We start from the raw sequence: 20,653 nt of genomic DNA on the forward strand, positions 1-20,653 counted from the left end.
TTGTCGAGTTCGCCGAACGACCGCCGCATGCGACCACTCTAACTCAGTTTCACGCTATAAACAAACACACGTTCGAAAGGCGCGCGGTCGTGCCTGGAGTCGCGGACGGGCGAGTGAGGCCGGTGTCTCGTCTGGTGGTCGCCGCCGGCGCTCCCGAGGTCATCGATGCACCCCTAGTACGTCCCCTTGATCACGAAGAACGAGCCGCGGATCGTGCCCGCGAGCTTGGACTTCTGGCGAGCGAACTTGAACCGCTCGGCCAGCTCCGCGGGCACCTCCATCCCGTCTGACAGCTTGAAGCCGACGGCGCGCTTGCCGCTGTCCTCGATCGTGTACATCACGTTGATCGACAGGCCTGACTCGTAGAAGACGTAGGCCATCCGTATCCCGTCGACCTCGAAGGCCGTCGCCTCCAGTGGCGTCGACTCGATGACGAGGTCGCGCTCCTTCTGGAGGATCTCGTGCACCCAGTCGATCACCTCTCCAGCCTTTGCCGCAGGCTGAACCGTGAAGACGTGGTCATACTTGTTCTTGAAGTAGCGGGCCTCATTGGCTCGCAGGCCAGCGAGCGCCTCAGCGACGGGCGAGGACTCCAGACCGATGGTCGAGACGTCGTGGAAGTCAACTGCGTAGGACATGAGTGCTCCTGAGGTGTGAGGGGGCGGATGAGTCACCGTGGTGATCTGCCCTGTCGACGATGACGGGCGCCGGAATGTGACAACCCGCGAGGAGAGCGCCCCATCTGGGGGAGATCGCCTCGCCATCGCACGGGCTGTGTGCTCTGATGAGGAAGGAGCCGTCTGGGCAGCACGTGGCTGCTTCTCGGACCTTGGACGGTGGGCCACCCCAACCGGAGAAGGAGCCGAACATGTCACTGTCACCTGCGATCCGACGAGCGGTGATCTCTGCCGGAGTGGCGGTCCTTGCGGTCGGGGGCACCGCGCTACCGGCGAACGCCGCCGATTTCGTGGCACCGTCGTGCCCGGGCTTCGACGTCGGCGTGACCTTCTTGACCAGTCATGGCAACCCGATCCAGGCGGGTCCGCGAGCGATCATCGCGGCTGGCAGCGGCACGAGTGTCGTGGACAACGAGACGACCAAGGCGAGCGTCACCATCCAGGGCGCCGGCGCGTTCCGAATCACAGACAACCCCGATGGCACCCTCACCTTCACCGCCACGGGACGCTCCGTCGTGCTGCTGTTCGACACGGACCCGGGCGGTCCGGCGACCACCCTGTACACCGGCGGAGTGACGACCCTTCTCGGCACCGACGGGACACTCACCGTCGTGTCTCACCAGGGCGCAGCCACCGACCTCTGCGCCGCGCTCGGGGGCTGACAGGTCTCCCCGCACGACCGGGCCGCGCCGAGAGGCTCGAGATCAGCTGCTCGTCGTCCTCGTACGGCGCCAGCCGCCGGCCCGATTGTTCGCGACGATGGCGCGGAGCAGCTCGACCAGCGCAGGTCGGTTGATGATGTCGCCCTCGTAGATCTGAATCGCGCGGGCGGTCGCGTTGTCCTGCCCTTGGTTGATGATGCCGTCCGGGTCGGGGACCGTGGGGTCGTAGAGGAACAGGTTGATGTGGTCCTTCGTGGCCAGCAGTGCGCCGACGTTGCCGTGGAGCACGAAGTAGGGCCGGACCGATCGCTTGATCGTCTCCTCGATCTCGGGGTCGGCATCCCAGATGATGTGACGCAGCTCGGTGCAGACCTCGCGCTGCCAGGGTGGCGGTCCGGCGAGGTAGGCATCGACGCCTGGATGGGCCCGATCCGTCATGTCCCGGCTTCGCGCTTCGGTCCGACCGGCGTCAGCGGGCGCCGGGGAGGTTGCTGGCGTCGTCCCACGAAAGCGTCGTGCAGACGAACGTCGTGAAGATACGACCGATCTGGTCGGCGTCGACGAACCTGGTGCCGGCGGATGTCTGCACGTTGATGCCGTCGAACACGTCGACCGGCTCATCGACGAGCACCGCCTCCACGGTCCCGAAGTCGCGGCCGTCGGCCGTCTGCACCGGCGTCCCCGGCTGCAGCGCGGCGTACGCGATCGGGACAGGCTCTGCCTCCATGGAGCGACTCTACCGGGGTGGTCGAGCCGTCCGCCTCCGCCGAAATGAGTGACCTCCGGCCGAAGTGAAGCCAGCCTCCACCTGTCCGTCATCCGAAAGATGCCCGCTCCTCACCGGTCTCGGGTTACCGTCTTCGCGAACACGGGCCTGCGTGCCCAGCCAGACATCACCCCTGCGCCTCGCGGGCGGTGCCTGACACGAAGGAACGACCCGATGCCCGCACTCGAGCTCGGCACCGCGGCCTAGATGCGCGCATCCGCCGTTCCCGCTGCTCCCTCCATCGTCGAGCCGACCCTCGTCCACGTCGGACGGCTCCCGGCTGCCTTGCTCCGGGGCTTGCTGCTCGTCGGCGAGGTCGTCGTCGTCCCCGGTCTGCTTCTCTACGCCCTCGTCGCAGCGGGGCACCCGATGCTGGGCCTCCTCGCGGTCTTCGGATGGCGTACGGCGTGCATCGGCGGCCGCCTCTCCGCACGAGTCCGTGTCCCGGCGACCTGCTGGCTCGCCTTCGGCCTGTTCCTGGCGCGCACCGTCGCGGGGCTCGCGGTCTCCTCGGTCAGTCTCTACCTGTTCGTCCCCGTCGTGCTGTGCGCGGCTCAGGGAGTCTTCTTCGTCGGATCGACCTTCGCCCGGCGACCGGTGATGATGCGCCTGGCCGCCGACTACACCTCCGGGATCCCGGACCGATCTGAGCTGCGGCGTGTGTTCGCCCAGATGTGTCTGATCTGGGGCGGTGTCCACGTGGCGTCCGCGGCACTGGGCGCCTGGGCGCTGACGACGCTGGCGAACGTGGACGCCGTCGCGGTGACCAGCATGCTCGGCCTCGCCTGCACCGTCTTGTCTGCCGGCGGGTGCGCCGTGTGGGGCCTGTGGCGTGCGTCGCGCATCCCGGACCTGCGGATCGTCTGCGCGAACAAGCCCGTCCACCTCAACGTCTCGACCAGGGTTCCCGTCCCAGCGGCGGCCTGAGAAGGCTGCGTCATCCCTCCACGGCCTGCGTGACCTCGCCGTCGAGGAAGTCATCGCCCGGGCCGGCGAAGGTCCCGTCTGCGTTTCAGAGGAACAGGCCGACGTAACCCCTGCCCGGGCAGTCCGGCGTTCCGAAGTCGAAGAGCTCGTCGCTCAGGAAAGAATCTGCGTCCGTCTTCTGTCGTTCCCGCGTACGGCACGCTGCGGCTGCGCACGTCGTGTGCCTCTGGCGCGAACGAGCCCGGGGGAGCACCCTCAGAGGATGATGGCGAGCGAGGCGGGCGAGACGTTCACGCTGGGGTCGGCGTTCAGACCCAGCACGGTCGATGAAGCCGCAGTGGAGCAGATGGTGACGATCCTCGACCTGCAGGACGCCGCGCCGTCGATCGAGCGGCTGCGCGTGTGGGTGCTCGCGGCTGCTGATGTGCGCCCCGGCGATGTGTGCGTGGACGTCGGGTCCGGCACCGGCACGATGACGCGGCGGCTCGCCGCTCTGGCATGCGCCGATGGTGTCGACGGCCGGGCGCTCGGCGTCGAGCCGAACGACACCCTCCGCGAGATCGCGACGAAGCGGGCCGCCGAGACGGGTTCGCGTGCCGAGTTCACTCAGGGGCTGGCCACCGCGCTGCCTCTACCCGACGCCAGCGTGGACGTCGTCTGGTGCGAGCGGGTCCTGCAGCACGTGCCGGATCCGTCGGCCGCCATCGCCGAATTCGCGCGCGTCCTCAGGAAGGGTGGTCGCGCGTTGCTGCTCGACTCCGATCACGAGTCGCGGGTGGAGTCCGACATGGATCCGGAGGCCGCCCGCGCTCTCACGTTGGCCTTCATGGGCCAGCTGGCCAACCCGCGGGCGGCGCGCAGCATCCCGCGGCAGGCGATGGGGGCGGGGCTGGTGGTCGACCCCGACATCGGGTCCTCGGCGTTGGTCTTCCCTCAGGAGCAGCTGGCGATGGCTCGCCTGCACCGGATGGCCGCCGACCAAGCAGTCGCCGACGGACTGCTTGACGCCTCTGCAGCGGATGCGGCCGTCCAGGCGATCTCCGAAGCGGCCAAGCAGGGGTGGGCCTTCTCCGCGGTCACTGTCTTCGCATTCGTCTGTCGCAAGGCGTAGTGGCCGGACCATCCGGCCCGGGTGATGCGCCCAGCCCTGAGACGGGCGAGCATTGATGCATCGGGCAGAGACCGTCTTCCGGGAAGAGGAAGAGAGGCGATGGATGATGACGGAGGTCAGCACGCGCGGAACACATGTGCACCCGGCCGTTGCGATGAGCCTCATCGTCGTCGCGAGCCTCCTCGGTCTTCAGGCGTGCTCGTCCGGCACGCCGGCGATCTGTGAAGACGTCAGCTCACTGAAGTCATCGGTCGACGACCTGAAGAACGTGAAGATCGACGGCAACGTGCTGACGACGGTCTCGACCGATCTTCAGGCCATCAACGACGATCTCAAGCAGCTCACGTCCGACGCCGACTCGGAGTTCGGCGGCGACGTCGACAAGGTGACCGCGGCGGCCAAGCAGGTCGAGACGAGCGTGCAGTCGGCCGCAGCGACGCCGTCAGCTGCCACGATCGGCGCTGTGGCCACGGCTGTCCAAGGGCTTGTCGACAGCATCAAGGCCCTCGATGAGGCGGTCTCAGCCAAGAAGTGCTGACCCCCTTCGGCGGGCATGCCGCTCGGGCGCCCGGGGTACAGGATCCATCGCGCGGGCTCCTTTTCGCAGCCCCGCACAGTGAAGGAGGTCCGACCATGGGTGTGGGAGACAAGGCTCGTCACGCCGCCGAGAAGGCGAAGGGCAAGGCAGAAGAGGCTGTCGGGAAGGCGACCGACGACCCGACCCTGACCGGCCACGGTCAGCGGAAGCAGATGAAGGCCGACCTGAAGCAGGCCGGTGAGAAGACGAAGGATGCGTTCAAGGGCTGAGTCCCGGCACGGCATCACGAGAGCGCGGAGGCGGCCTGATGGCCGCCTCCGCGCTTCTTTGCCCCACCCCCCGTGTGTCACGGCGGCGCGGCATCGACGCGCCGAAGATATCTCGTCACGTCATGTCGAAGTGGCTCGTCGCCGTTCGACGTCCGTGTGAGAAGCAAGCTTCCGCCAATGAAAGAGGAGTGATCGACATGCCGCGCTTCATGGGATTCGTGAGGATGGAGGAGGGTGTCGGGACGCCGCCGCAGGCGCTCTTCGACGCGATGGACGCCCACGTCGGCGAACGGGCCGCCCAAGGCATCTTCCTCGATGGAGGGGGTCTCTACGGCACGGAGGACGCCGTCAACTTCGTCGTCCGCAAGGGCGAGGTCACCCGGGTCGACGGGCCGTACGCCGAGGCGAAGGAGGTCGTCGGGGGCTGGGCCATCATGCAGTACGACACCCTCGAGGAGGCCGTGGCCGACCAGCAGGTGTTCGCCGAGCTGCACGCGAAGCACTGGCCCGAGGTCACCGTGATCTCGACGCTGCGCCAGATCTCGACAGGTCCGGAGGCGCCCGGCGACTGAGCCGGACTCACTACGCTGGCGTCGTGCCGGCAGAGCCCAGGACGGATGGCCCCACCGAGGCCATCATCGCCGCGTGGCGGGCCGAGTCGGCCCGCCTCGTCGGCGCCCTCATCCGGATGACACGCGACGTGGAGCTCGCCGAGGATCTGGCGCAGGACGCACTGGTGGCCGCCCTGGAGCAGTGGCCCGCGACCGGTGTGCCGGAGAACCCGGCCGGCTGGCTGATGACCACGGCGAAGCGTCGTGGCATCGACCACTTCCGGCGCGCGGACAACCTCCGCCGCAAGGTCGCGGAGCTCGAGCACGCCAGCGGAGGGGAGGACGAGAGCATGCCCGACCTCGACAGCCAGGTGGACCACATCGAGGACGACGTCCTTCGGCTCATCTTCTTGTCCTGCCACCCGTCGCTGACCCCGGAGTCCCGGGCGGCGCTGACGCTGCGTCTGGTCGGGGGCCTCACGACAGCCGAGATCGCTCGGGGGTTCGTGGCGACCGAGTCCACCGTCGGCCAACGCATCTCGCGAGCCAAGAAGACACTGTCGCAGGCCCATGCCGAGTTCGAGCTGCCCACTGGGACGGATCGGACCAGGCGCCTCGACGACGTCATGGCCGTGATCTACCTGATCTTCAACGAGGGCTACACCGCCACCGCCGGTGACGACTGGATGCGGCCCGACCTGGCGAACGAGGCGGTGCGACTAGCGCGCATGCTCGCCGCACTCGCTCCCGACGAGCCCGAGGTGCTCGGACTGCAGGCGCTGGTGGAGATCCAGGGGTCACGGATGGCGTCTCGGCTCGACGACGACGGCGCGCCGGTGCTGCTCGAGGCCCAGGACCGCGACCGATGGGACCGACTGCTCATCCGACGCGGCTTGGCCGCGCTGCGGCGCGCCGAGCTCCTGGCCGCGCGCGGGACACCGGTCGGGAAGTACTTCCTGCAGGCCGCGATCGCCGCGGAGCACGCCCGCGCACAGCGTGCCGAGGACACGGACTGGAGGAGGATCGCCGCCCTGTACGACGTCCTCGCTGGCGCCGCACCCGGTCCGGTCGTCGAGGTCAACCGGGCCGTCGCGCACGGGCGGGCGTTCGGGCCGGACGCAGGCCTGGCGGTGCTGGAGGACCTGGAGGAGGATGCACTCGGCGACTCACCGCTGGTGCCGAGCGTGCGCGGAGACCTTCTCGAGCGCGCCGGCCTTCATGACGAGGCGACCAAGGCGTTCACCGAGGCGGCGGCCCGCACCAGGAACGAGAGCGAGCGCATGGTCCTGCGCCGCCGGGCCGAGCTGAACCGCGAGCATGCGTCGGAGTCCGGCGGAACGTGACCCCGCCCGGGCCTTCCTCGATGCTCATCGACAGAGCCCGTTGTGCGGGCGCAGGCTGTACGAAGGCCTGGATGAAGGCCGCGAGGCTCGGAGGTGAGCGATGAAGGTCGTCGGTGTGTGGCGCTATCCCGTCAAGTCCCTCCAGGGGGAGGCCCTCGATGCTGAGGTCATCGAGAGCGACGGACTCGCGGGCGACCGGCGTTGGGGTCTCCGCGACGAGCTCACCGGCCGGATCCTCACCGCGCGGCGACGACCTGAGCTGCTCCATGCTGCTGCCTGCGAGCAGGACGGCGTACCGCTCATCACCTTGCCTGACCGTGAACAGGCCTACGGCCCGGGGCACGCGACCGACCGGCTGCTGTCGGCATGGCTGGGCAGTCCCGTCTCGTTGGTGTCGGCGGTGGGGGCGTCGCCCGGCCGTGCCGAGTTCTTCGAGGACGCGACCGACGACACGAGCCGTGCGATCGAGTGGACCATGCCTGAGAGCAGATACGTCGACGCGGGTGCGCTCCTTGTGCTCACGACCGCATCACTGCGCACCGCCCGCGCGCTTCATCCGGCCGGTTTCTGGGAGCCTCGGCGCTTCCGGCCGAACCTGCTGATCGAGGACGACGCAGAGGGCTGGACCGAAGACGCATGGCTCGGCCAAAGGCTGCAGGTCGGGGCCGCGACGCTCACCCCGGATCAAGGCTGCATTCGTTGCACGATGGTGACGCGCGAGCAACCCGGCATCGATGCCGACCGCGAGATCTTCCGCGTGCTTGCTCGACATCATGGGGCCAGGTTCGGGTTGTGGTGTGACGTGGCGGAACCCGGACGCGTCGCCATCGGAGACGCGGCCTCGGTGCTGATGCCACGCGCCACCGCACCGCACTGAGGCTGTCGGAGGCGTGGAACGCCAAGGCTGCCAAGCGATCGGCGACCGGGCGCGGCCACTGATGGGAAGCACGAACGCTCACGTCTGATCGGCCGTAGCCTTCGGTCTATGACCGAGGAGGCGCGCTGGTGGGAGATGCGCCCCGCACAAGGCAGACAGGCGAAGACCTATACCTGCCCGATCTGTCACCGTCGCTTGTTGGCGATGAATCCGAACACGCTGATGTTCCCGGAGGGCGACCGTGAGCATCGCCGTCATGCCCATACCGAATGCGTGGCCAAACAGCGGAAAGCCGGGAAACTGTTGACGAAAGCGGAATGGGAACGGGCTCATCAGAGGCCAGGGGCAGCCAGACGGCGGTGGTGGCGACGGCTGTTCGGCGCGTGATCCGGACAAAGGTTGAGCGCGATCTCGGTTGAATTCTGGGCCTAACGAAGGCCCATGCCGAAAGCGCCGATACGGCCACGACACTTGAAGTGCGTGCCGGATTCGGGTAAATCGCCCGTAAACGCGGTACTCTCTCGCTTGTCACCCGCGGGCGGCGTATCAAGCAGCGTCAACAGGGCTTCAAGCATTCGACCGGATCTTCCCGCGATACACACGAGTTCAGGAGAACAATGAACAAGGCTGACATCATCGACCGCCTCGCCGAGCGTCTGGGCGACAAGAAGGTTGCTGCTGCTGCACTCGACGGCATCATCGACATCGTCGAGCGCGCAGTGGCGAAGGGTGAGAAGGTCTCGATCACCGGGTTCGGCACTTTCGAGACCTCTGCTCGTCCTGCCCGTATCGGTCGCAACCCGCAGACCGGTGAGTCCGTCAAGATCAAGAAGTCGACGGTTGCCAAGTTCCGTCCCGGCACCCGTCTCAAGGGCGTCGCGAACAGCAGCGTGAAGGTGGGCCGTGAGCCCAAGCACGTGCCGCTGCTGCCTTCCGGCGTCACGACCCTCGTCAAGCGTCTGGACAACGCGTCCGGCGCGGCGGCTGCTCCGGCGAAGAAGACCGCCACCAAGGCCGCTCCGGCAGCGAAGAAGGCAGCACCGGCCAAGGCGGCTGCCACCAAGGCTGCTCCGGCCAAGGCCGCTGCGACCGGCACGGCCGCGAAGAAGACCGCCACCAAGGCTGCTTCTGCCAAGAAGGCTGCGCCCGCAAAGGCCGCTGCCACCAAGACCGCGGCGGCGTCGAGCACGACGGCGAAGAAGACCGCCACCAAGGCGACGTCTGCGAAGAAGGCCGCACCGGCCAAGAAGGCTGCCCCCGCGAAGACGGCCGCCAAGAGGGCCGCCAAGCGGTAACGCATCCGTCTCCTCACGAACGCCTCGACGCCGTTGTGCGTCGGGGCGTTCGCCATGTCTCGGGGTCAGCTTCTCTTCGACAGCAGTTGGAGCACGGTCTCGCCAGGGCAGGTCGCGGATCTCTTGGTCGCCCACCGTCCTGTGAAGCCGTTGCCGGTCCAGTTCGCCTCGGCGTCGCTCTCCTCGGTCTCACCACCGGTGATGGCGAAGCCCGCACTCGGTGCGGAGTTCATCGCGTCCGCACCTCGTGGAAGGGCGTCGCAGTGACGCCGGTGGCGATGACGCCGTCTGCTCCCCGGTCCTCCACGTTGAACACCACGGTTCCTCTCGCGAGCGGGAAGGATCGCGCGAAGCCGTCGGGCTCGGAGGTGACGGGCGTGGCGTCCTCGAGGCACGTGCTGGTGTCGGCCGCGCCGGACGTGACGCCGGCGTCACGATCGCCTGACATCTGACTGGCGTCCTTGTCACCGCTGGCGTCCGTGCCGCCACCACCGCCGCTGCCCGAACGTCGTGCCACCGTCATGAGACGCGGCGCAGAACGCCGTCGCGTCGATGAACAGGATGGGGTCGAGACTGGTCAGTCCGCCCTGGAGGCACCCGTTCGTCGGCGTGGCGGAGACGTCGCTCCACGTCCGGGTATGCGGTGAACTCGGGCGCACTGGCGGTGCCGGGCGGCGACGAGACGAGATGACGGGACACGCACGATCATGAGTGATCTCCTTGTGGGCTGTCGCTGAGTGCCTCACGACGCGAGGTGGCCAGCGTCACGTGTGATGGAGCACAGAGGTGTCGGAGAGGCGTTGTCGGGGAACCCGGAAGGGATCCGGGGAGGTGTTGAGGTTGCTGCTCAGCGACACAAGCGATCTGTGGTGGAAGACGGCGGTCATCTACTGTCTCGACGTCCAGACCTTCATGGACTGGAACGACGACGGCATGGGCGACTTCACCGGCCTGATCGAGCGGGTCGACTATCTCGCGGATCTCGGCGTGACGTGCTTGTGGCTCATGCCGTTCTACCCGACCGCCGACCGTGACGACGGCTACGACATCACCGACTACTACGGGGTCGATCCGCGGCTGGGCACGTCCGGCGACTTCGTCGAGTTCATCCGCACCGCCCGGGACCGAGGGATGCGCGTGATCGTCGACCTCGTCGTCAACCACTCCTCCGACCGGCATCCGTGGTTCCGTGCCGCGCGATCCTCGCCGCAGTCGCCGTTCCGTGACTTCTACATCTGGCGGGACGACCGGCCGCCGGACACGTCCAAGGACGTGATCTTCCCGGACAAGGAGGACAGCCTCTGGCAGTACGACGACAAGGCGGCCGCATGGTACTTCCATCGCTTCTACCGCTCCCAGCCGGACCTCAATGTGACGAACCCGGTCGTTCGCGACGAGATCCTCAAGGCCATGGGCTACTGGCTGGAGCTCGGTGTCTCCGGCTTCCGGGTAGACGCGGTGCCGTTCGTGATCGAGACGACGGGTGTCGACGCGCAGGAGCTGCATCGCTTCCATGATCCGCACGCCTATCTGCGCGAGCTGCGGTCGTTCGTCGGCAGGCGCACCGGCGACGGCATCCTGCTGGGAGAGTGCAACCTGCCGCATCGGGACCAGAAGACGTTCTTCGGTGGCGACGACGGTGACGAGCTCACCATGCAGTTCGACTTCATCGGGATGCAGAACCTCTATCTGTCGCTGGCGCGGCAGGACGCCCGACCGCTTGTGCGGGCCCTGAGTCAGCGGCCCGGAGTGTCTCGGGAGTCGCAGTGGGCGACGTTCGTGCGCAACCACGACGAGCTCACCCTCGACAAGCTCTCCGACGACGAGCGCGAGGAGGTGTTCGCCGCGTTCGGTCCCGACCCCGACATGCAGCTCTACGGCCGCGGGCTCCGTCGTCGGCTGCCGTCCATGCTCGACGGCGACCCGCGTCGGATCCGGATGGTCTACAGCCTGCTCTTCTCGATGCCCGGCACGCCGGTGCTGTTCTACGGCGAGGAGATCGGCATGGGCGAGAACCTCGCCATCGACGGGAGGCTGGCGGTCCGGACACCGATGCAGTGGACCTCGGAGGCCAACGGTGGCTTCTCGCGGGCCCGGGCATCCCGCCTGCGTCGACCGCTGGTCGAGGGTCCCTTCGGGCCCGAGCACGTCAACGTCGCGGACCAGCGCGCCGACTCCGAGTCGCTGTTCGCCTTCATCTCGTTGCTCGTCAAGAGGTATCGGGAGTCGCCCGAGCTCGGGTGGTCGCAGTTCCACGTGCTCGACCAGCCGCATCGCAGCGTCCTGGCTCAGGAGTGCGTCCACGACGACCGCCGACTGGTCACCCTGCACAACCTCAGCCCGACGAGCTGCGTGGTGCCGCTCGAGCTCGAGGGCTGCGACGGCAGCTACGAGCTCCTCGACCTTCTCGTCGACGGCAAGCGGACGACCCTCGACGACCGTGGCCGGACCGAGGTGCCTCTGGAGGGCTACGGCTATCGCTGGCTCCGGGTGAGACCGCCCGACACGAAGCGCCTGTTCTGACCCGAGACGGCTTGGGTCGGGGACGTCATGCGGCTGGAGCAACCGCTTCCTCGATCCGCATGACGTCCCGGCTCAGGACAGATAGCTGCGCAGGCTCCCCATCGCGCGGTCGAGGATCGCGAGCAGCCGGGCGTTCGACCGGTCGTGCGGGCCAGCGGTCTCGGGCACGCCGAGCCACTCCTCGTAGGCGCTCACGGCGAGCGCGAGGGACACGTGCCCGACCAGCCGGGGGAGAGGGTCGCTGGCCGAGACGCCGGTCTCCGCGGCGACGTACTCCGCGATCACGCCGCGCCACTGGGCATATTGCAGCACCGAGTGCGCCTGGAGCGTCGGTGTGCCGAGGATGAGCCGCATCCTCTCGCGGTGCGCAGGCTCGGCATCGTCGGGGAACTCGTTGAAGCCGATGACGGCGCGGTGCACCCGCTGCCAGAGCGGAGCGTCGTCCGGCGCCGTGGCGAGCAGCTGCCTGAAGTGCTCCAGCGTGCGGTCGAACTGGCCCCACGGGATGTCGTTCTTCGAGCGGTAGTACCGCGTCAGCGTGCGCTGCCCGATCCCGGCCTCAGCGGCGATGTCGCTGAGCGTGGTCGCGTCGAAGCCCCGTTCGGCGAAGAGCCGGAACGCCGCCTGCTCGATGGCGGCGTGCGAGGTGACCGCAGGGCGCCCCCGCAACGACGGCCGTGCGGCGGCGGCAGCGGGCGCCGCGGACTGGGTGGAGGGGTGAGACGACATCGGAGGAAAACCTAGCGTGTCTTGCCCCTTCCATTTTGACCATGACTGCCATTAATGTGGCGGCGACCACAACCCACTTCGGAGGTGCCACATGAGCGCACAGACCACGACGGCCCAGACCTCGGACCAGGCGACGGCCGAGCTGACCGCGGATGCCCTGATCGAGGAGGTCTCGATCGACGGCATGTGCGGCGTCTACTGAGCCGGCGACAGAGCAGCTGGTGCATCTGATGAAGGTCACGCTGGAGAGCGCCTGGGCGCTCTCGCCGTCGGTGGCGCTGCGGCCTGAGCCGTTCGGTGCCCTGGCCTACCACTTCGGCAACCGGAAGCTGACCTTCCTCAAGACGCCGGCCCTGGTCGGGGTGGTGCGCGGTCTGGCGGAAGGGCCGGACGTGCGCACCACCTTGATCCAGGTCGGCGTCGCCGAGCCGGAGTACGACGCCTATCTCGCCGCCCTGCAGGGCCTGGCCGAGACCGACATGATCGTGGAGCACCCAAGCATGGAGTCTGGCGCATGAAGCTGATCGAGCACTTCGAGCAGGGCTTGGACGCCCCGATCTGCCTGACCTGGGAGCTGACCTATGCCTGCAACCTGGAGTGCGCGCACTGCTTGTCCTCCAGTGGCCGGCGTGATCCGCGTGAGCTGACCACCGAGCAGTGCGAGGCGGTCATCGACGAGCTCCAGCGGATGCAGGTCTTCTACGTCAACATCGGCGGGGGAGAGCCCACGATCCGTCCGGACTTCTGGCACCTGGTCGAGTATGCGGTGGCCCATCAGGTGGGGGTGAAGTTCTCCACCAACGGGGTTCGTCTCACCCCCGAGCGGGCGGCCTGGCTGGCCTCCCCGGCGTGCGGTGGCTACGTCGACGTGCAGATCTCCCTCGATGGTGCGACGGCGGAGGTCAACGACCGGGTCCGCGGGCCGGGGTCGTATGACACCGCGATCACCGCGCTGCGCAACCTGCACGAGGCCGGCTTCTCCGATGCCAAGCTGAGCGTGGTCTGCACGCGGGAGAACATCGGCCAGCTCGACGAGTTCAAGGCGATCGCGGACAGCTACGGGGCCACGTTGCGGTTGACCCGGCTGCGGCCCTCGGGTCGTGGCGCGGACGTGTGGGACGAGCTGCACCCGCTGCCCCACCAGCAGCGCGAGCTCTACGACTGGCTCGTCGCCCACGGAGACGGAGTCCTCACGGGGGACTCGTTCTTCCACCTCGCCGCCTTCGGTGACAGCCTCCCTGGTCTGAACCTGTGCGGCGCGGGCCGGGTGGTGTGCCTGATCGACCCCATCGGGGACGTCTACGCCTGCCCGTTCGCGATCCATGACAACTTCCTGGCTGGCAATCTGCTGCGCGACGGCGGCTTCCAGTCGGTGTGGCAGACCTCGGAGCTGTTCGCCGAGCTGCGCTCACCGCAGACCGGCGGCGCCTGCTCGAGCTGTGCGCACTACGACGGCTGCCGCGGTGGCTGCATGGCCGCGAAGTTCTTCACCGGCCTCCCGCTGGATGGTCCCGACCCCGAATGCGTGCAGGGGTACGGCGAGCTCGCGCTGGCCGGTGCCCGTACCCTGCCCGCGCCGAGCCAGGACCACTCGCGCACCGCGCCGACCCGCAACGCACCGGTGCTGTTGACGCTGTCGCGCCGACGGCCCGACGCCGACATCAGCCCGGCGGCCCCGCCGGTCAGCGCCTGCGCCGAGAGCCCGCTGGCGGGCTTCAGCCCGAACTAGTCCCGAACTAGTCCAGCAGAACTGGCCCAGCACGGAGCCATCACCAGACCTCCGCGTCGGCGGGCCGGACCCGAGAACCGCCCGCCGACGCGGATCAGACCCCACGAAGGAAACACTCATGTCCCGTCCTGCCTGGCTTGAGAACCCCTGGAAGCAGAACCCGTGGTTCGAGTCCGTCGCCGTCGCCCAGCAGCGTGCCCGCAAGCGGCTGCCCAAGCCGGTGTACGGCGCGCTGGTCGCCGGCTCTGAGCGCGGCCAGTCCAGCGCCGACAACGAGGCCGCCTTCGGTGAGCTGGGGCTCGCACCGCATGTGGCCGGCCAGCACCCGAAGCGGTCGATGGAGACCACCGTGCTGGGCCAGCAGGTCAGCCTCCCGGTCATCATCAGCCCGACCGGGGTGCAGGCCGTCCACCCCGACGGCGAGGTCGCCGTCGCCCGCGCGGCCGCAGCGCGGGGCACGGTGATGGGGCTGTCCAACTTCGCCTCGAAGTCGGTCGAGGAGGTGGCGGCGGCCAACCCGGCGACGCTCTTCCAGATGTACTGGACCGGCGACCGCGAGGTCATGGTCAACCGCATGCAGCGCGCGCACGCCGCCGGCGTGAAGGGTCTGATCGCGACCCTGGACTGGTCGTTCTCGATCGGCCGCGACTGGGGCAGCCCGGAGATCCCGGAGAAGGTGGACGTCAAGACCGCGGTCCGGTTCGCGCCGAAGGTCGCGACGAAGGTGCGGTGGATGAAGGACTTCGCGAAGGCCGGCGTGATCCCCGACCTGACCGCGCCCAACCTCGCACCGTCCGACGGTGCTGGTGGGTGGGGCCAGGCGCCCACGTTCTTCGGCGCCTACTACGAGTGGATGTCGACGCCGCCGCCGTCCTGGGACGACGTCGCCTGGATGCGGCAGACGTGGGCCGAGATGAGCGGCACTCCCTTCATGCTCAAGGGTGTGTGCCGGGTCGACGACGCGCGGCGTGCCGTCGACGCGGGGGTGGACGCGATCTCGGTTTCCAACCACGGCGGCAACAACCTCGATGGCACCCCGGCCGCGATCCGCTGCCTGCACCCGATTGCCACTGCGGTCGGCGGCCAGATCGAGGTGCTGCTTGACGGTGGCGTCCGGCGCGGCTCCGACGTCGTCAAGGCCGTCGCCCTGGGCGCCCGCGCGGTGATGATCGGTCGTGCCTACCTGTGGGGGCTGGCCGCCAACGGCCAGGCCGGCGTGGAGAACGTCCTCGACGTCCTGCGCATGGGCATCGACTCCGCGCTCCTGGGCATGGGTGTCTCCTCGATCGAGGAGCTCACCCCCGAGCACCTGCTGGTCCCCGACGGCTTCGGTCGCGCCCTGGGCGCCTGATCCGGGCACAGCCCGACCGATGATGTGAGCACCCGATGAGCCTCTCCGACGCCGTGTGGCCCGACCTGGCCGGCGCCGGCATCGTCCTGGTCCCGGTCGGCTCGACGGAGCAACACGGCCCCCACCTCCCGCTCAACACCGACACCGTGATCGCCCAGGCCGTCGCCGACGAGCTCGCCCCGCTCCTCGGTGCGCGGGTCGCCCCGGCGGTGCCCTACGGCGCCAGCGGCGAGCACCAGGCCTTCCCGGGCACCATCTCCATCGGCACCGAGGCGCTGACCACGGTCCTGGTCGAGATGGGCAGGTCGCTGACCGAGTGGGCCGCCCAGGTCGTCTTCGTCAACGGTCATGGCGGCAACCTCGACGCCCTCAACAGGGCGGCCACACTGCTGCGGGCGGAGGGTCGGCGTGTGTCGTGGGTGCCGTGCGCCACCCGGGACGGGGACCTTCACGCCGGCCGCAGCGAGACCTCGCTCATGCTCCACCTCGACCCCCACCGGGTGCGCTTGGGCCAGGCCGAGGCCGGCAACACGGGTTCGCTCGCGGAGCTCCTGCCGAGGCTGCGTGCGGGCGGCGTCGCAGCGGTGTCGGCCAACGGCGTCCTCGGTGACCCGAGCGGTGCCACCGCGGCCGAGGGGAACGAGCTTCTGCGCCACATGGTCAGCGCCGCCTACGACCGCATCCGCACCCAGGTCGTCGTCGCATGATCAGGCCGGCGACAGCTCCAGGGAGAGTGGCGCTGGTGACCGGCGCCGCGCGAGGCATCGGGGCTGCCACTGTGCGCAGGCTCGTCGAGGACGGCCTGCACGTCGTCGCGCTCGACTGGTGCCGAGGGGAGGACGGCCCGGCCGGCTATCCGCAGGCGACGAGCGCCGACCTCGACGCGCTCGTCGCCAGCCTGCCGGCCGACCGGGTGCTCCCGATCGTCGGCGACGTGCGCGACGAGTCGGTGCTCGCCGACGCCGTGCAGCAGGCGGTCGAGCGGTGGGGGCGCCTCGATGTCGTCGTCGCCGCCGCGGCCGTCGTCGCGGGCGGGCGTCCGCTGTGGGAGGACTCCTCGCTGGAGCTGCTCTGGGACGTCGACGTTCGAGGCGTCTGGAACACCGCCGCGGCGGCCGTCCCGGCCATGCTCGCGGGCCCGGACCCGGCCGGATGTCGCTTCGTCGCGGTCGCGTCGGCCGCGGGCTCCTCGGGGCTGTTCCGGCTGGCGGCGTACACGACGGCGAAGCATGCCGTCGTCGGCCTCGTGAAGGGGCTCGCGGCCGACCTGGTCGGGACCGGCGTCACCGCCTGCGCGGTCTCCCCGGGCTCGACGGACACGCGGATGCTGGCCGCGACGGCGGACCTCTACGGCGTGACCGTCGACGAGCTCGCCAGCCATCAGCTGCTGCGCCGTGCCCTCGAGCCTGACGAGGTGGCCGCCACCATCGCCTTCGCCGCGTCACCCGCGGGAGCCGCACTCAACGGGTCGGTCGTCGCCGCCGACGGCGGCTTCGGCGGATGAGCACGACGGCCATGGCAGCTCCGCGTCCCGCACTTCCGGACGGGTTCACGGTGCGGGTGCGCGACGACGTACGCCGCCTCCCGGACGGCACCGGTGGCGAGGTGCTCGTCGGCGGCTCGCCGTTGCGGGCGCTCCGGCTCGCGGCGGCTGCACGCCCACTGTTCACCGGACGCACCCTCACCGTCCATGGGTCGACCGGCAGCGGCGTCGCCCGGCGGCTCCTCGACGGCAACCTGGCCGACCCGGTGGACCTGGACCCCGCACGGCATCAGGACGTGACCGTGGTGGTGCCGGTCCGCGACCGCTCCCAGGAGCTCGACCGGTGTCTGGGGATGCTGGCCGGGCTGCGCACGATCGTCGTGGACGACGCCTCGCAGGACCCCGCCGCCGTCCGAGCGGTGGCGGAGGCGCACGGAGCCGAGGTGGTGGCGCTCGACCGCAATGTCGGACCCGCCGGCGCCCGCAATGCGGGACTGGCCCACGTGCGCACGCCGTACGTCGCCTTCGTCGACTCCGACGTCCACGCCGACCCGGCGATGCTGTGTGCCCTGGCCGGGCACTTCGCGGACCCGAGTGTCGCGCTCGTCGCGCCGTTGGTGCGCGGCCGGGCCTTCAGTGCGCGACCGCGGTGGTTCGAGCGGTACGACGAGCACGCCTCGTCGCTCGCCCTCGGGACACGCGCGTGCTCCGTGCGACCCGGCGCCGCGGTCGGCTGGCTGCCGAGCGCGTGCCTGGTCGGACGGACCGACGCACTCCGAGCCGACGGCGTCGACGGCTTCGACGCTCGGCTCCGCGTGGGCGAGGACGTCGACCTCGTCTGGCGCCTGCTCGCCCTCGGCGAGACGGTCCGCTACGACCCGACCCTGGTGGCCGACCATGCCGTCCGCACGAGCATGCGCGCCTGGCTCGGGCGGAAGCTCTTCTACGGCAGCGGCGGTGCGGAGCTGGGCCGTCGGCACGGCGAGGCCATCGCCCCGGCCGTGCTCTCCCCGGCGATGGCGCTCACGGGTGCGGCGCTCCTGACGCGCCGATGGTGGTCGATCCCGCTCGCGGTAGCGGGCCTGGTCTGGGCTCGCCGGTCGGTCGCGTCGGCGCTGCCCCCGGTCGAGGGAAGTGCCGCGGTCGCCACGTCGCTGGCGCTGCGCGGGCTCGGCTGGTCGGTCCGGCAGGAGGCGGCGCTGGTGGTGCGGCACTGGTGGCCGGCCGCGCTCGCCGCAGGCCTCGTGAGCCGGAACGCCCGCCGCGTGATCGCCACGTCCCTGCTGGTCGACGGAGCGGTCGGGCTCGTCGAGTACGACGGTCAGGGGCTCCTCGTGCCTGTTGCGGGGCGGCGGCTCGACGACCTCGCCTACGGGGCGGGCCTGTGGTGGGGCGCGTGGCGCACGCGGAGCGTCGCCTGCCTGCGGCCCAGGCTGGTCGGCAAGGGACCGGGCCGTTGGTCGAGTAGCGAGCGCCAGCGAGCGTATCGAGACCGCCCGACGTCGTCATCCTTCTAGCCGGACCCCGCATGGCGCGCGCTCCCGCGGGGAAATGACGTGCTGAGCAGTGAGATCGGGGAGGTGACGGGATGGGCGCAGCCGACGACCAGTCGGCCGAGGAGCAGCTGACCATCGACATCGACCGGTCAGACGGCGTGCCGGTCGTGCGCGTCCTCGGCGAGCTCGACCTCGTGTCCGTGGGTCGCCTGCGCGCCGTCCTCGACGAGCTCCTCCTCGGCTCGGGGCCGGTCATCGTCGACCTTCGTGAGCTCGCGTTCATCGACTCCGCGGGGCTCGGTGCCCTCGTGCGCGCGCACAAGAAGGCACGCGTGCTCCGGGGCTCTGTGACCTGCCTGTGCCTGCCGAACAGCCAGGTGGCCGGACTGTTCCGCATCACGGGCCTGCACCGGGTGCTGCGTGTCGCTGCCACGGTCGAGGAGGCGAGAGCGCTGCCGGTGCCGGAGGCGCCGGGCGGCGACCGTCGTTGAGCCCTTTCGCCCGCCGATGTGAAAGACTTCTCGCGACCTGAAGCAGACGGGCGTGAATGTCTCCACGTGAAGATCAGAGCGGCATGGAACTGACCAGTGAGCGTCTCGTCGTCGACCGGTTGCGCACGAGGGTGTCCGCGTGACGCGTGACGCCGCCCTGCGTGTCGGGACACCCCTCACGATCGCCAACACCTCGCCGCCGCCGGACAGCGCCGGGGCCGATCCGGGGCTGAGCCGCCTCTTGGACGCCGTGCGGTCGACGATGCACGCCGACACGGCGACCGCGCTGGTGCTCGACCGCACCAGGACGCTCCTGGAGCCGCTTGCCACCGTGGGGCTCGACCGCACGCTGCGGCGGGCGCGCCGGGTGCCGTTGGGGCACGGGTTCGCCGGTCGTGTGGCGCAGACCCGTCAGCCCGTGTCGCTGACCCAGGTCGACAGCTCGACGGTGGTCAACCCGGTCCTGCTCGACCACGGTGTCCAGTCGCTGCTCGGCGTCCCCGTGATGTTCGGCAGCGAGCTGCTGGGCGTGCTGCACGTCGGCTTCTCACGTCGCCACGAGGCCGACGACAACGAGAAGCGGGTGCTCACCGAACTGGCGTCCGAGGTCGGGGAGGTGTTGCACGAGCGCTTCGTCAACAGCCAGCACACGGCGGCGCTCGCTCTTCAGCGGAGCCTGCTCCCGACCGTCGTCGAGACGCCGGTCGGCATCTCCATCGCGGCCCGCTACGTCCCCGCGGACGGCGACCTGGGTGGCGACTGGTACGACGTCTTCGAGCTGCCGGACGGTCGCCTGGGCCTCGTGATGGGCGACGTCGCCGGTCACGGCCTCGAGGCCGCGATCGTCATGGGCCGCATGCGCAGCGCGCTGCGTGCCTACGCGCTCGACCACGACGACCCGGCCGAGGTGCTCTCGCGCCTGGACCGCAAGATCTGTCACTTCGAGCCGGATGCGCTCGCCACCGTCACCTTCGGTGTGGCGTCTGCGCCCTTCACCGAGTGGCGCTTCAGCTCTGCCGGACACTACCCGCCGCTGGTCGGAGTCCCCGGTCAGCCCGCCGTGGCCGCCGAGCTGCGCCCCGACCGGCTCCTCGGTGTCTCGCCCGACGCCGATCGGCAGAGCGCGCTGGTGTCGGTGCCGGCCGGAGGCTTCCTCTGCCTCTACACCGACGGACTCGTGGAGCGGCGTCCGGTGGGCGGGCGCACGCTGACCGAGACCGTGGACGACAACACCGCGCGGCTCACGGCCGCCCTGGCGGACGCCACGGACCCCGAGATGGGATGCATCCGTGCGCTCGCCGAGGTCGTGGGGGACCACATCGCCGAGGACGACATCGCCGTCCTCGTCGCGCACGTCGACCCTGCTCCGGCCGATCCTGGGTCTGGGGATTTGGCGTCTGCAGAGCGGGCGTCTGCAGAGCGGGCGTCTGCCGAGCCGCCGTCCGCTGTCCGCTGACCGCGGCGGCCGGTGCTCCGAGACATGCCGGGACAGCGCCGACCCTCCACGGCGTTCCTCCGACTCTCCACGGCGTGCCGCCGACCCTCCACGGCGTTCCGCGGACGTGCGCCCGCTGCACAGCCACTGATCCTCAGCCGACCGGGTCGAGGCGGTGGCGGGGACGCATCGTCGGGAGGCGGTGGACGACGTTCTGACAGCCGCACCGCACGACCTCGCCGTCCTGGCCGGCGACGAACGCACGGCAGGACTGCTGCGTCTTGCGCACGGGCACCATCAACGGCCGGTAGACCAGGTGCCCACAGTCAGGGCACGCGGGCGGCTGCTGAGGGCTCTCCGGCATGCGTCGATCTTCGCGGGCGGCCCCCGTCGACCAGCC

27 protein-coding genes are annotated in these 20,653 nt (G+C 69.8%); 20 read left to right on the forward strand and 7 right to left on the reverse strand.

Annotation, left to right across the window (positions count from 1 at the left end; all coding sequences use genetic code 11):
- Window positions 1-173 precede the first annotated feature (173 nt).
- Window positions 174-638, reverse strand: a complete 465-nt coding sequence (locus tag ACYQ1K_RS02615) for a phage tail protein (RefSeq protein ID WP_459981188.1) — start codon at window positions 636-638, stop codon at window positions 174-176.
- Between the two features lie 230 nt (window positions 639-868).
- On the opposite strand from ACYQ1K_RS02615, the gene ACYQ1K_RS02620 reads away from it, so the two are divergent.
- Window positions 869-1,339 carry a hypothetical protein gene (locus ACYQ1K_RS02620; protein WP_459981190.1) on the forward strand — a complete coding sequence of 157 codons (471 nt, stop codon included), beginning with the start codon at window positions 869-871 and terminating at the stop codon, window positions 1,337-1,339.
- A 42-nt stretch (window positions 1,340-1,381) separates the two neighbouring features.
- On the opposite strand, the gene ACYQ1K_RS02625 is transcribed toward ACYQ1K_RS02620, so the two are convergent.
- Window positions 1,382-1,777: a DUF1801 domain-containing protein gene (locus ACYQ1K_RS02625; RefSeq protein ID WP_459981192.1), complete on the reverse strand. Its 396-nt coding sequence runs from the start codon at window positions 1,775-1,777 to the stop codon at window positions 1,382-1,384.
- Between the two features lie 31 nt (window positions 1,778-1,808).
- Window positions 1,809-2,066: a hypothetical protein gene (locus tag ACYQ1K_RS02630; RefSeq protein WP_459981194.1), complete on the reverse strand. Its 258-nt coding sequence runs from the start codon at window positions 2,064-2,066 to the stop codon at window positions 1,809-1,811.
- 246 nt (window positions 2,067-2,312) lie between these two features.
- Between ACYQ1K_RS02630 and ACYQ1K_RS02635 the strand changes: the two genes are divergently transcribed.
- The 9 genes from ACYQ1K_RS02635 (at window position 2,313) to ACYQ1K_RS02675 (ending at window position 9,016) form a co-directional block, all read left to right on the forward strand.
- Window positions 2,313-3,032, forward strand: coding sequence for a DUF3159 domain-containing protein (locus ACYQ1K_RS02635; protein WP_459981196.1), 720 nt, complete (start codon window positions 2,313-2,315; stop codon window positions 3,030-3,032).
- 262 nt (window positions 3,033-3,294) lie between these two features.
- Window positions 3,295-4,143: a methyltransferase domain-containing protein gene (locus tag ACYQ1K_RS02640; protein ID WP_459981198.1), complete on the forward strand. Its 849-nt coding sequence runs from the start codon at window positions 3,295-3,297 to the stop codon at window positions 4,141-4,143.
- 106 nt (window positions 4,144-4,249) lie between these two features.
- The gene (locus tag ACYQ1K_RS02645; protein ID WP_459981202.1) at window positions 4,250-4,681 is read left to right on the forward strand and encodes a hypothetical protein; all 432 of its coding nucleotides are present in this window, start codon (window positions 4,250-4,252) and stop codon (window positions 4,679-4,681) included.
- Window positions 4,682-4,776: 95 nt separating this feature from the next.
- Window positions 4,777-4,950 (forward strand): CsbD family protein, encoded by a 174-nt coding sequence (locus tag ACYQ1K_RS02650; RefSeq protein ID WP_459981207.1) that lies wholly within the window; start codon window positions 4,777-4,779, stop codon window positions 4,948-4,950.
- A 197-nt stretch (window positions 4,951-5,147) separates the two neighbouring features.
- The gene (locus tag ACYQ1K_RS02655; protein WP_459981209.1) at window positions 5,148-5,522 is read left to right on the forward strand and encodes a YciI family protein; all 375 of its coding nucleotides are present in this window, start codon (window positions 5,148-5,150) and stop codon (window positions 5,520-5,522) included.
- A gap of 23 nt (window positions 5,523-5,545) precedes the next feature.
- Entirely contained in the window at window positions 5,546-6,844 is a 1,299-nt protein-coding gene (locus ACYQ1K_RS02660) for an RNA polymerase sigma factor (protein ID WP_459981212.1), read from the forward strand.
- 100 nt (window positions 6,845-6,944) lie between these two features.
- Entirely contained in the window at window positions 6,945-7,721 is a 777-nt protein-coding gene (locus ACYQ1K_RS02665) for an MOSC domain-containing protein (protein ID WP_459981215.1), read from the forward strand.
- A gap of 108 nt (window positions 7,722-7,829) precedes the next feature.
- Window positions 7,830-8,108 carry a hypothetical protein gene (locus ACYQ1K_RS02670; RefSeq protein ID WP_459981217.1) on the forward strand — a complete coding sequence of 93 codons (279 nt, stop codon included), beginning with the start codon at window positions 7,830-7,832 and terminating at the stop codon, window positions 8,106-8,108.
- Between the two features lie 230 nt (window positions 8,109-8,338).
- On the forward strand, window positions 8,339-9,016 hold the full coding sequence (locus ACYQ1K_RS02675) for an HU family DNA-binding protein (RefSeq protein WP_459981220.1): 678 nt from the start codon (window positions 8,339-8,341) through the stop codon (window positions 9,014-9,016).
- A 65-nt stretch (window positions 9,017-9,081) separates the two neighbouring features.
- On the opposite strand, the gene ACYQ1K_RS02680 is transcribed toward ACYQ1K_RS02675, so the two are convergent.
- Both ACYQ1K_RS02680 and ACYQ1K_RS02685 read right to left on the reverse strand, forming a co-directional pair.
- A complete protein-coding gene (locus tag ACYQ1K_RS02680; protein ID WP_459981222.1) occupies window positions 9,082-9,249 on the reverse strand; it encodes a hypothetical protein in 168 nt (55 codons plus the stop codon).
- On the reverse strand, window positions 9,246-9,464 hold the full coding sequence (locus tag ACYQ1K_RS02685; RefSeq protein ID WP_459981224.1) for a hypothetical protein: 219 nt from the start codon (window positions 9,462-9,464) through the stop codon (window positions 9,246-9,248). The genes ACYQ1K_RS02680 and ACYQ1K_RS02685 overlap by 4 nt, the downstream gene beginning before the upstream one ends.
- A gap of 392 nt (window positions 9,465-9,856) precedes the next feature.
- On the opposite strand from ACYQ1K_RS02685, the gene ACYQ1K_RS02690 reads away from it, so the two are divergent.
- Window positions 9,857-11,539 (forward strand): alpha-amylase family protein, encoded by a 1,683-nt coding sequence (locus ACYQ1K_RS02690; RefSeq protein WP_459981226.1) that lies wholly within the window; start codon window positions 9,857-9,859, stop codon window positions 11,537-11,539.
- A gap of 72 nt (window positions 11,540-11,611) precedes the next feature.
- Here the strand turns inward: ACYQ1K_RS02690 and mftR are convergent, their stop codons facing one another.
- Window positions 11,612-12,268, reverse strand: a complete 657-nt coding sequence (gene mftR / locus ACYQ1K_RS02695) for a mycofactocin system transcriptional regulator MftR (protein ID WP_459981229.1) — start codon at window positions 12,266-12,268, stop codon at window positions 11,612-11,614.
- A gap of 91 nt (window positions 12,269-12,359) precedes the next feature.
- Here mftR and mftA point away from each other — a divergent pair, with 91 nt between their 5' ends.
- From mftA to ACYQ1K_RS02740, 9 genes are all read left to right on the forward strand, one after another.
- Complete coding sequence (gene mftA / locus ACYQ1K_RS02700; protein WP_459981231.1) at window positions 12,360-12,470, forward strand: mycofactocin precursor MftA; 111 nt, start codon at window positions 12,360-12,362, stop codon at window positions 12,468-12,470.
- Window positions 12,471-12,498: 28 nt separating this feature from the next.
- Window positions 12,499-12,786 carry a mycofactocin biosynthesis chaperone MftB gene (mftB, locus tag ACYQ1K_RS02705; RefSeq protein WP_459981234.1) on the forward strand — a complete coding sequence of 96 codons (288 nt, stop codon included), beginning with the start codon at window positions 12,499-12,501 and terminating at the stop codon, window positions 12,784-12,786.
- Window positions 12,783-13,997, forward strand: a complete 1,215-nt coding sequence (gene mftC / locus ACYQ1K_RS02710) for a mycofactocin radical SAM maturase (protein WP_459981237.1) — start codon at window positions 12,783-12,785, stop codon at window positions 13,995-13,997. The genes mftB and mftC overlap by 4 nt, the downstream gene beginning before the upstream one ends.
- A 118-nt stretch (window positions 13,998-14,115) precedes the next feature.
- A complete protein-coding gene (gene mftD, locus ACYQ1K_RS02715; RefSeq protein WP_459981239.1) occupies window positions 14,116-15,348 on the forward strand; it encodes a pre-mycofactocin synthase MftD in 1,233 nt (410 codons plus the stop codon).
- A 35-nt stretch (window positions 15,349-15,383) separates the two neighbouring features.
- Entirely contained in the window at window positions 15,384-16,055 is a 672-nt protein-coding gene (gene mftE / locus ACYQ1K_RS02720; RefSeq protein WP_459981241.1) for a mycofactocin biosynthesis peptidyl-dipeptidase MftE, read from the forward strand.
- Window positions 16,056-16,090: 35 nt separating this feature from the next.
- Window positions 16,091-16,852, forward strand: coding sequence for a mycofactocin-coupled SDR family oxidoreductase (locus ACYQ1K_RS02725; protein ID WP_459981243.1), 762 nt, complete (start codon window positions 16,091-16,093; stop codon window positions 16,850-16,852).
- The gene (gene mftF, locus ACYQ1K_RS02730) at window positions 16,849-18,348 is read left to right on the forward strand and encodes a mycofactocin biosynthesis glycosyltransferase MftF (protein WP_459981247.1); all 1,500 of its coding nucleotides are present in this window, start codon (window positions 16,849-16,851) and stop codon (window positions 18,346-18,348) included. The genes ACYQ1K_RS02725 and mftF overlap by 4 nt, the downstream gene beginning before the upstream one ends.
- Window positions 18,349-18,419: 71 nt before the next feature.
- Complete coding sequence (locus tag ACYQ1K_RS02735) at window positions 18,420-18,818, forward strand: STAS domain-containing protein (RefSeq protein WP_459981251.1); 399 nt, start codon at window positions 18,420-18,422, stop codon at window positions 18,816-18,818.
- A gap of 139 nt (window positions 18,819-18,957) precedes the next feature.
- Window positions 18,958-20,274, forward strand: coding sequence for a PP2C family protein-serine/threonine phosphatase (locus ACYQ1K_RS02740; RefSeq protein WP_459981253.1), 1,317 nt, complete (start codon window positions 18,958-18,960; stop codon window positions 20,272-20,274).
- Between the two features lie 133 nt (window positions 20,275-20,407).
- Here ACYQ1K_RS02740 and ACYQ1K_RS02745 read toward each other — a convergent pair whose 3' ends face one another.
- A complete protein-coding gene (locus tag ACYQ1K_RS02745; RefSeq protein ID WP_459981256.1) occupies window positions 20,408-20,617 on the reverse strand; it encodes a hypothetical protein in 210 nt (69 codons plus the stop codon).
- Window positions 20,618-20,653: the final 36 nt, after the last annotated feature.

Source organism: Nocardioides sp. AN3, from assembly GCF_054653495.1.

Bases quoted from the DNA above. Each gene is read 5' to 3' on its own strand.
- mftF (WP_459981247.1), top strand. From the start codon at position 16,849: ATGAGCACGACGGCCATGGCAGCTCCGCGTCCCGCACTTCCGGACGGG.
- ACYQ1K_RS02670 (WP_459981217.1), top strand. From the start codon at position 7,830: ATGACCGAGGAGGCGCGCTGGTGGGAGATGCGCCCCGCACAAGGCAGA.
- mftR (WP_459981229.1), bottom strand. From the start codon at position 12,268: ATGTCGTCTCACCCCTCCACCCAGTCCGCGGCGCCCGCTGCCGCCGCC.
- ACYQ1K_RS02615 (WP_459981188.1), bottom strand. From the start codon at position 638: ATGTCCTACGCAGTTGACTTCCACGACGTCTCGACCATCGGTCTGGAG.
- ACYQ1K_RS02735 (WP_459981251.1), top strand. From the start codon at position 18,420: ATGGGCGCAGCCGACGACCAGTCGGCCGAGGAGCAGCTGACCATCGAC.
- mftC (WP_459981237.1), top strand. From the start codon at position 12,783: ATGAAGCTGATCGAGCACTTCGAGCAGGGCTTGGACGCCCCGATCTGC.
- ACYQ1K_RS02685 (WP_459981224.1), bottom strand. From the start codon at position 9,464: ATGTCAGGCGATCGTGACGCCGGCGTCACGTCCGGCGCGGCCGACACC.
- mftE (WP_459981241.1), top strand. From the start codon at position 15,384: ATGAGCCTCTCCGACGCCGTGTGGCCCGACCTGGCCGGCGCCGGCATC.
- mftD (WP_459981239.1), top strand. From the start codon at position 14,116: ATGTCCCGTCCTGCCTGGCTTGAGAACCCCTGGAAGCAGAACCCGTGG.
- ACYQ1K_RS02635 (WP_459981196.1), top strand. From the start codon at position 2,313: ATGCGCGCATCCGCCGTTCCCGCTGCTCCCTCCATCGTCGAGCCGACC.
- ACYQ1K_RS02620 (WP_459981190.1), top strand. From the start codon at position 869: ATGTCACTGTCACCTGCGATCCGACGAGCGGTGATCTCTGCCGGAGTG.
- ACYQ1K_RS02625 (WP_459981192.1), bottom strand. From the start codon at position 1,777: ATGACGGATCGGGCCCATCCAGGCGTCGATGCCTACCTCGCCGGACCG.
- mftB (WP_459981234.1), top strand. From the start codon at position 12,499: ATGAAGGTCACGCTGGAGAGCGCCTGGGCGCTCTCGCCGTCGGTGGCG.
- ACYQ1K_RS02630 (WP_459981194.1), bottom strand. From the start codon at position 2,066: ATGGAGGCAGAGCCTGTCCCGATCGCGTACGCCGCGCTGCAGCCGGGG.
- ACYQ1K_RS02655 (WP_459981209.1), top strand. From the start codon at position 5,148: ATGCCGCGCTTCATGGGATTCGTGAGGATGGAGGAGGGTGTCGGGACG.
- mftA (WP_459981231.1), top strand. From the start codon at position 12,360: ATGAGCGCACAGACCACGACGGCCCAGACCTCGGACCAGGCGACGGCC.
- ACYQ1K_RS02640 (WP_459981198.1), top strand. From the start codon at position 3,295: ATGATGGCGAGCGAGGCGGGCGAGACGTTCACGCTGGGGTCGGCGTTC.
- ACYQ1K_RS02675 (WP_459981220.1), top strand. From the start codon at position 8,339: ATGAACAAGGCTGACATCATCGACCGCCTCGCCGAGCGTCTGGGCGAC.
- ACYQ1K_RS02650 (WP_459981207.1), top strand. From the start codon at position 4,777: ATGGGTGTGGGAGACAAGGCTCGTCACGCCGCCGAGAAGGCGAAGGGC.
- ACYQ1K_RS02680 (WP_459981222.1), bottom strand. From the start codon at position 9,249: ATGAACTCCGCACCGAGTGCGGGCTTCGCCATCACCGGTGGTGAGACC.
- ACYQ1K_RS02745 (WP_459981256.1), bottom strand. From the start codon at position 20,617: ATGCCGGAGAGCCCTCAGCAGCCGCCCGCGTGCCCTGACTGTGGGCAC.
- ACYQ1K_RS02665 (WP_459981215.1), top strand. From the start codon at position 6,945: ATGAAGGTCGTCGGTGTGTGGCGCTATCCCGTCAAGTCCCTCCAGGGG.
- ACYQ1K_RS02645 (WP_459981202.1), top strand. From the start codon at position 4,250: ATGACGGAGGTCAGCACGCGCGGAACACATGTGCACCCGGCCGTTGCG.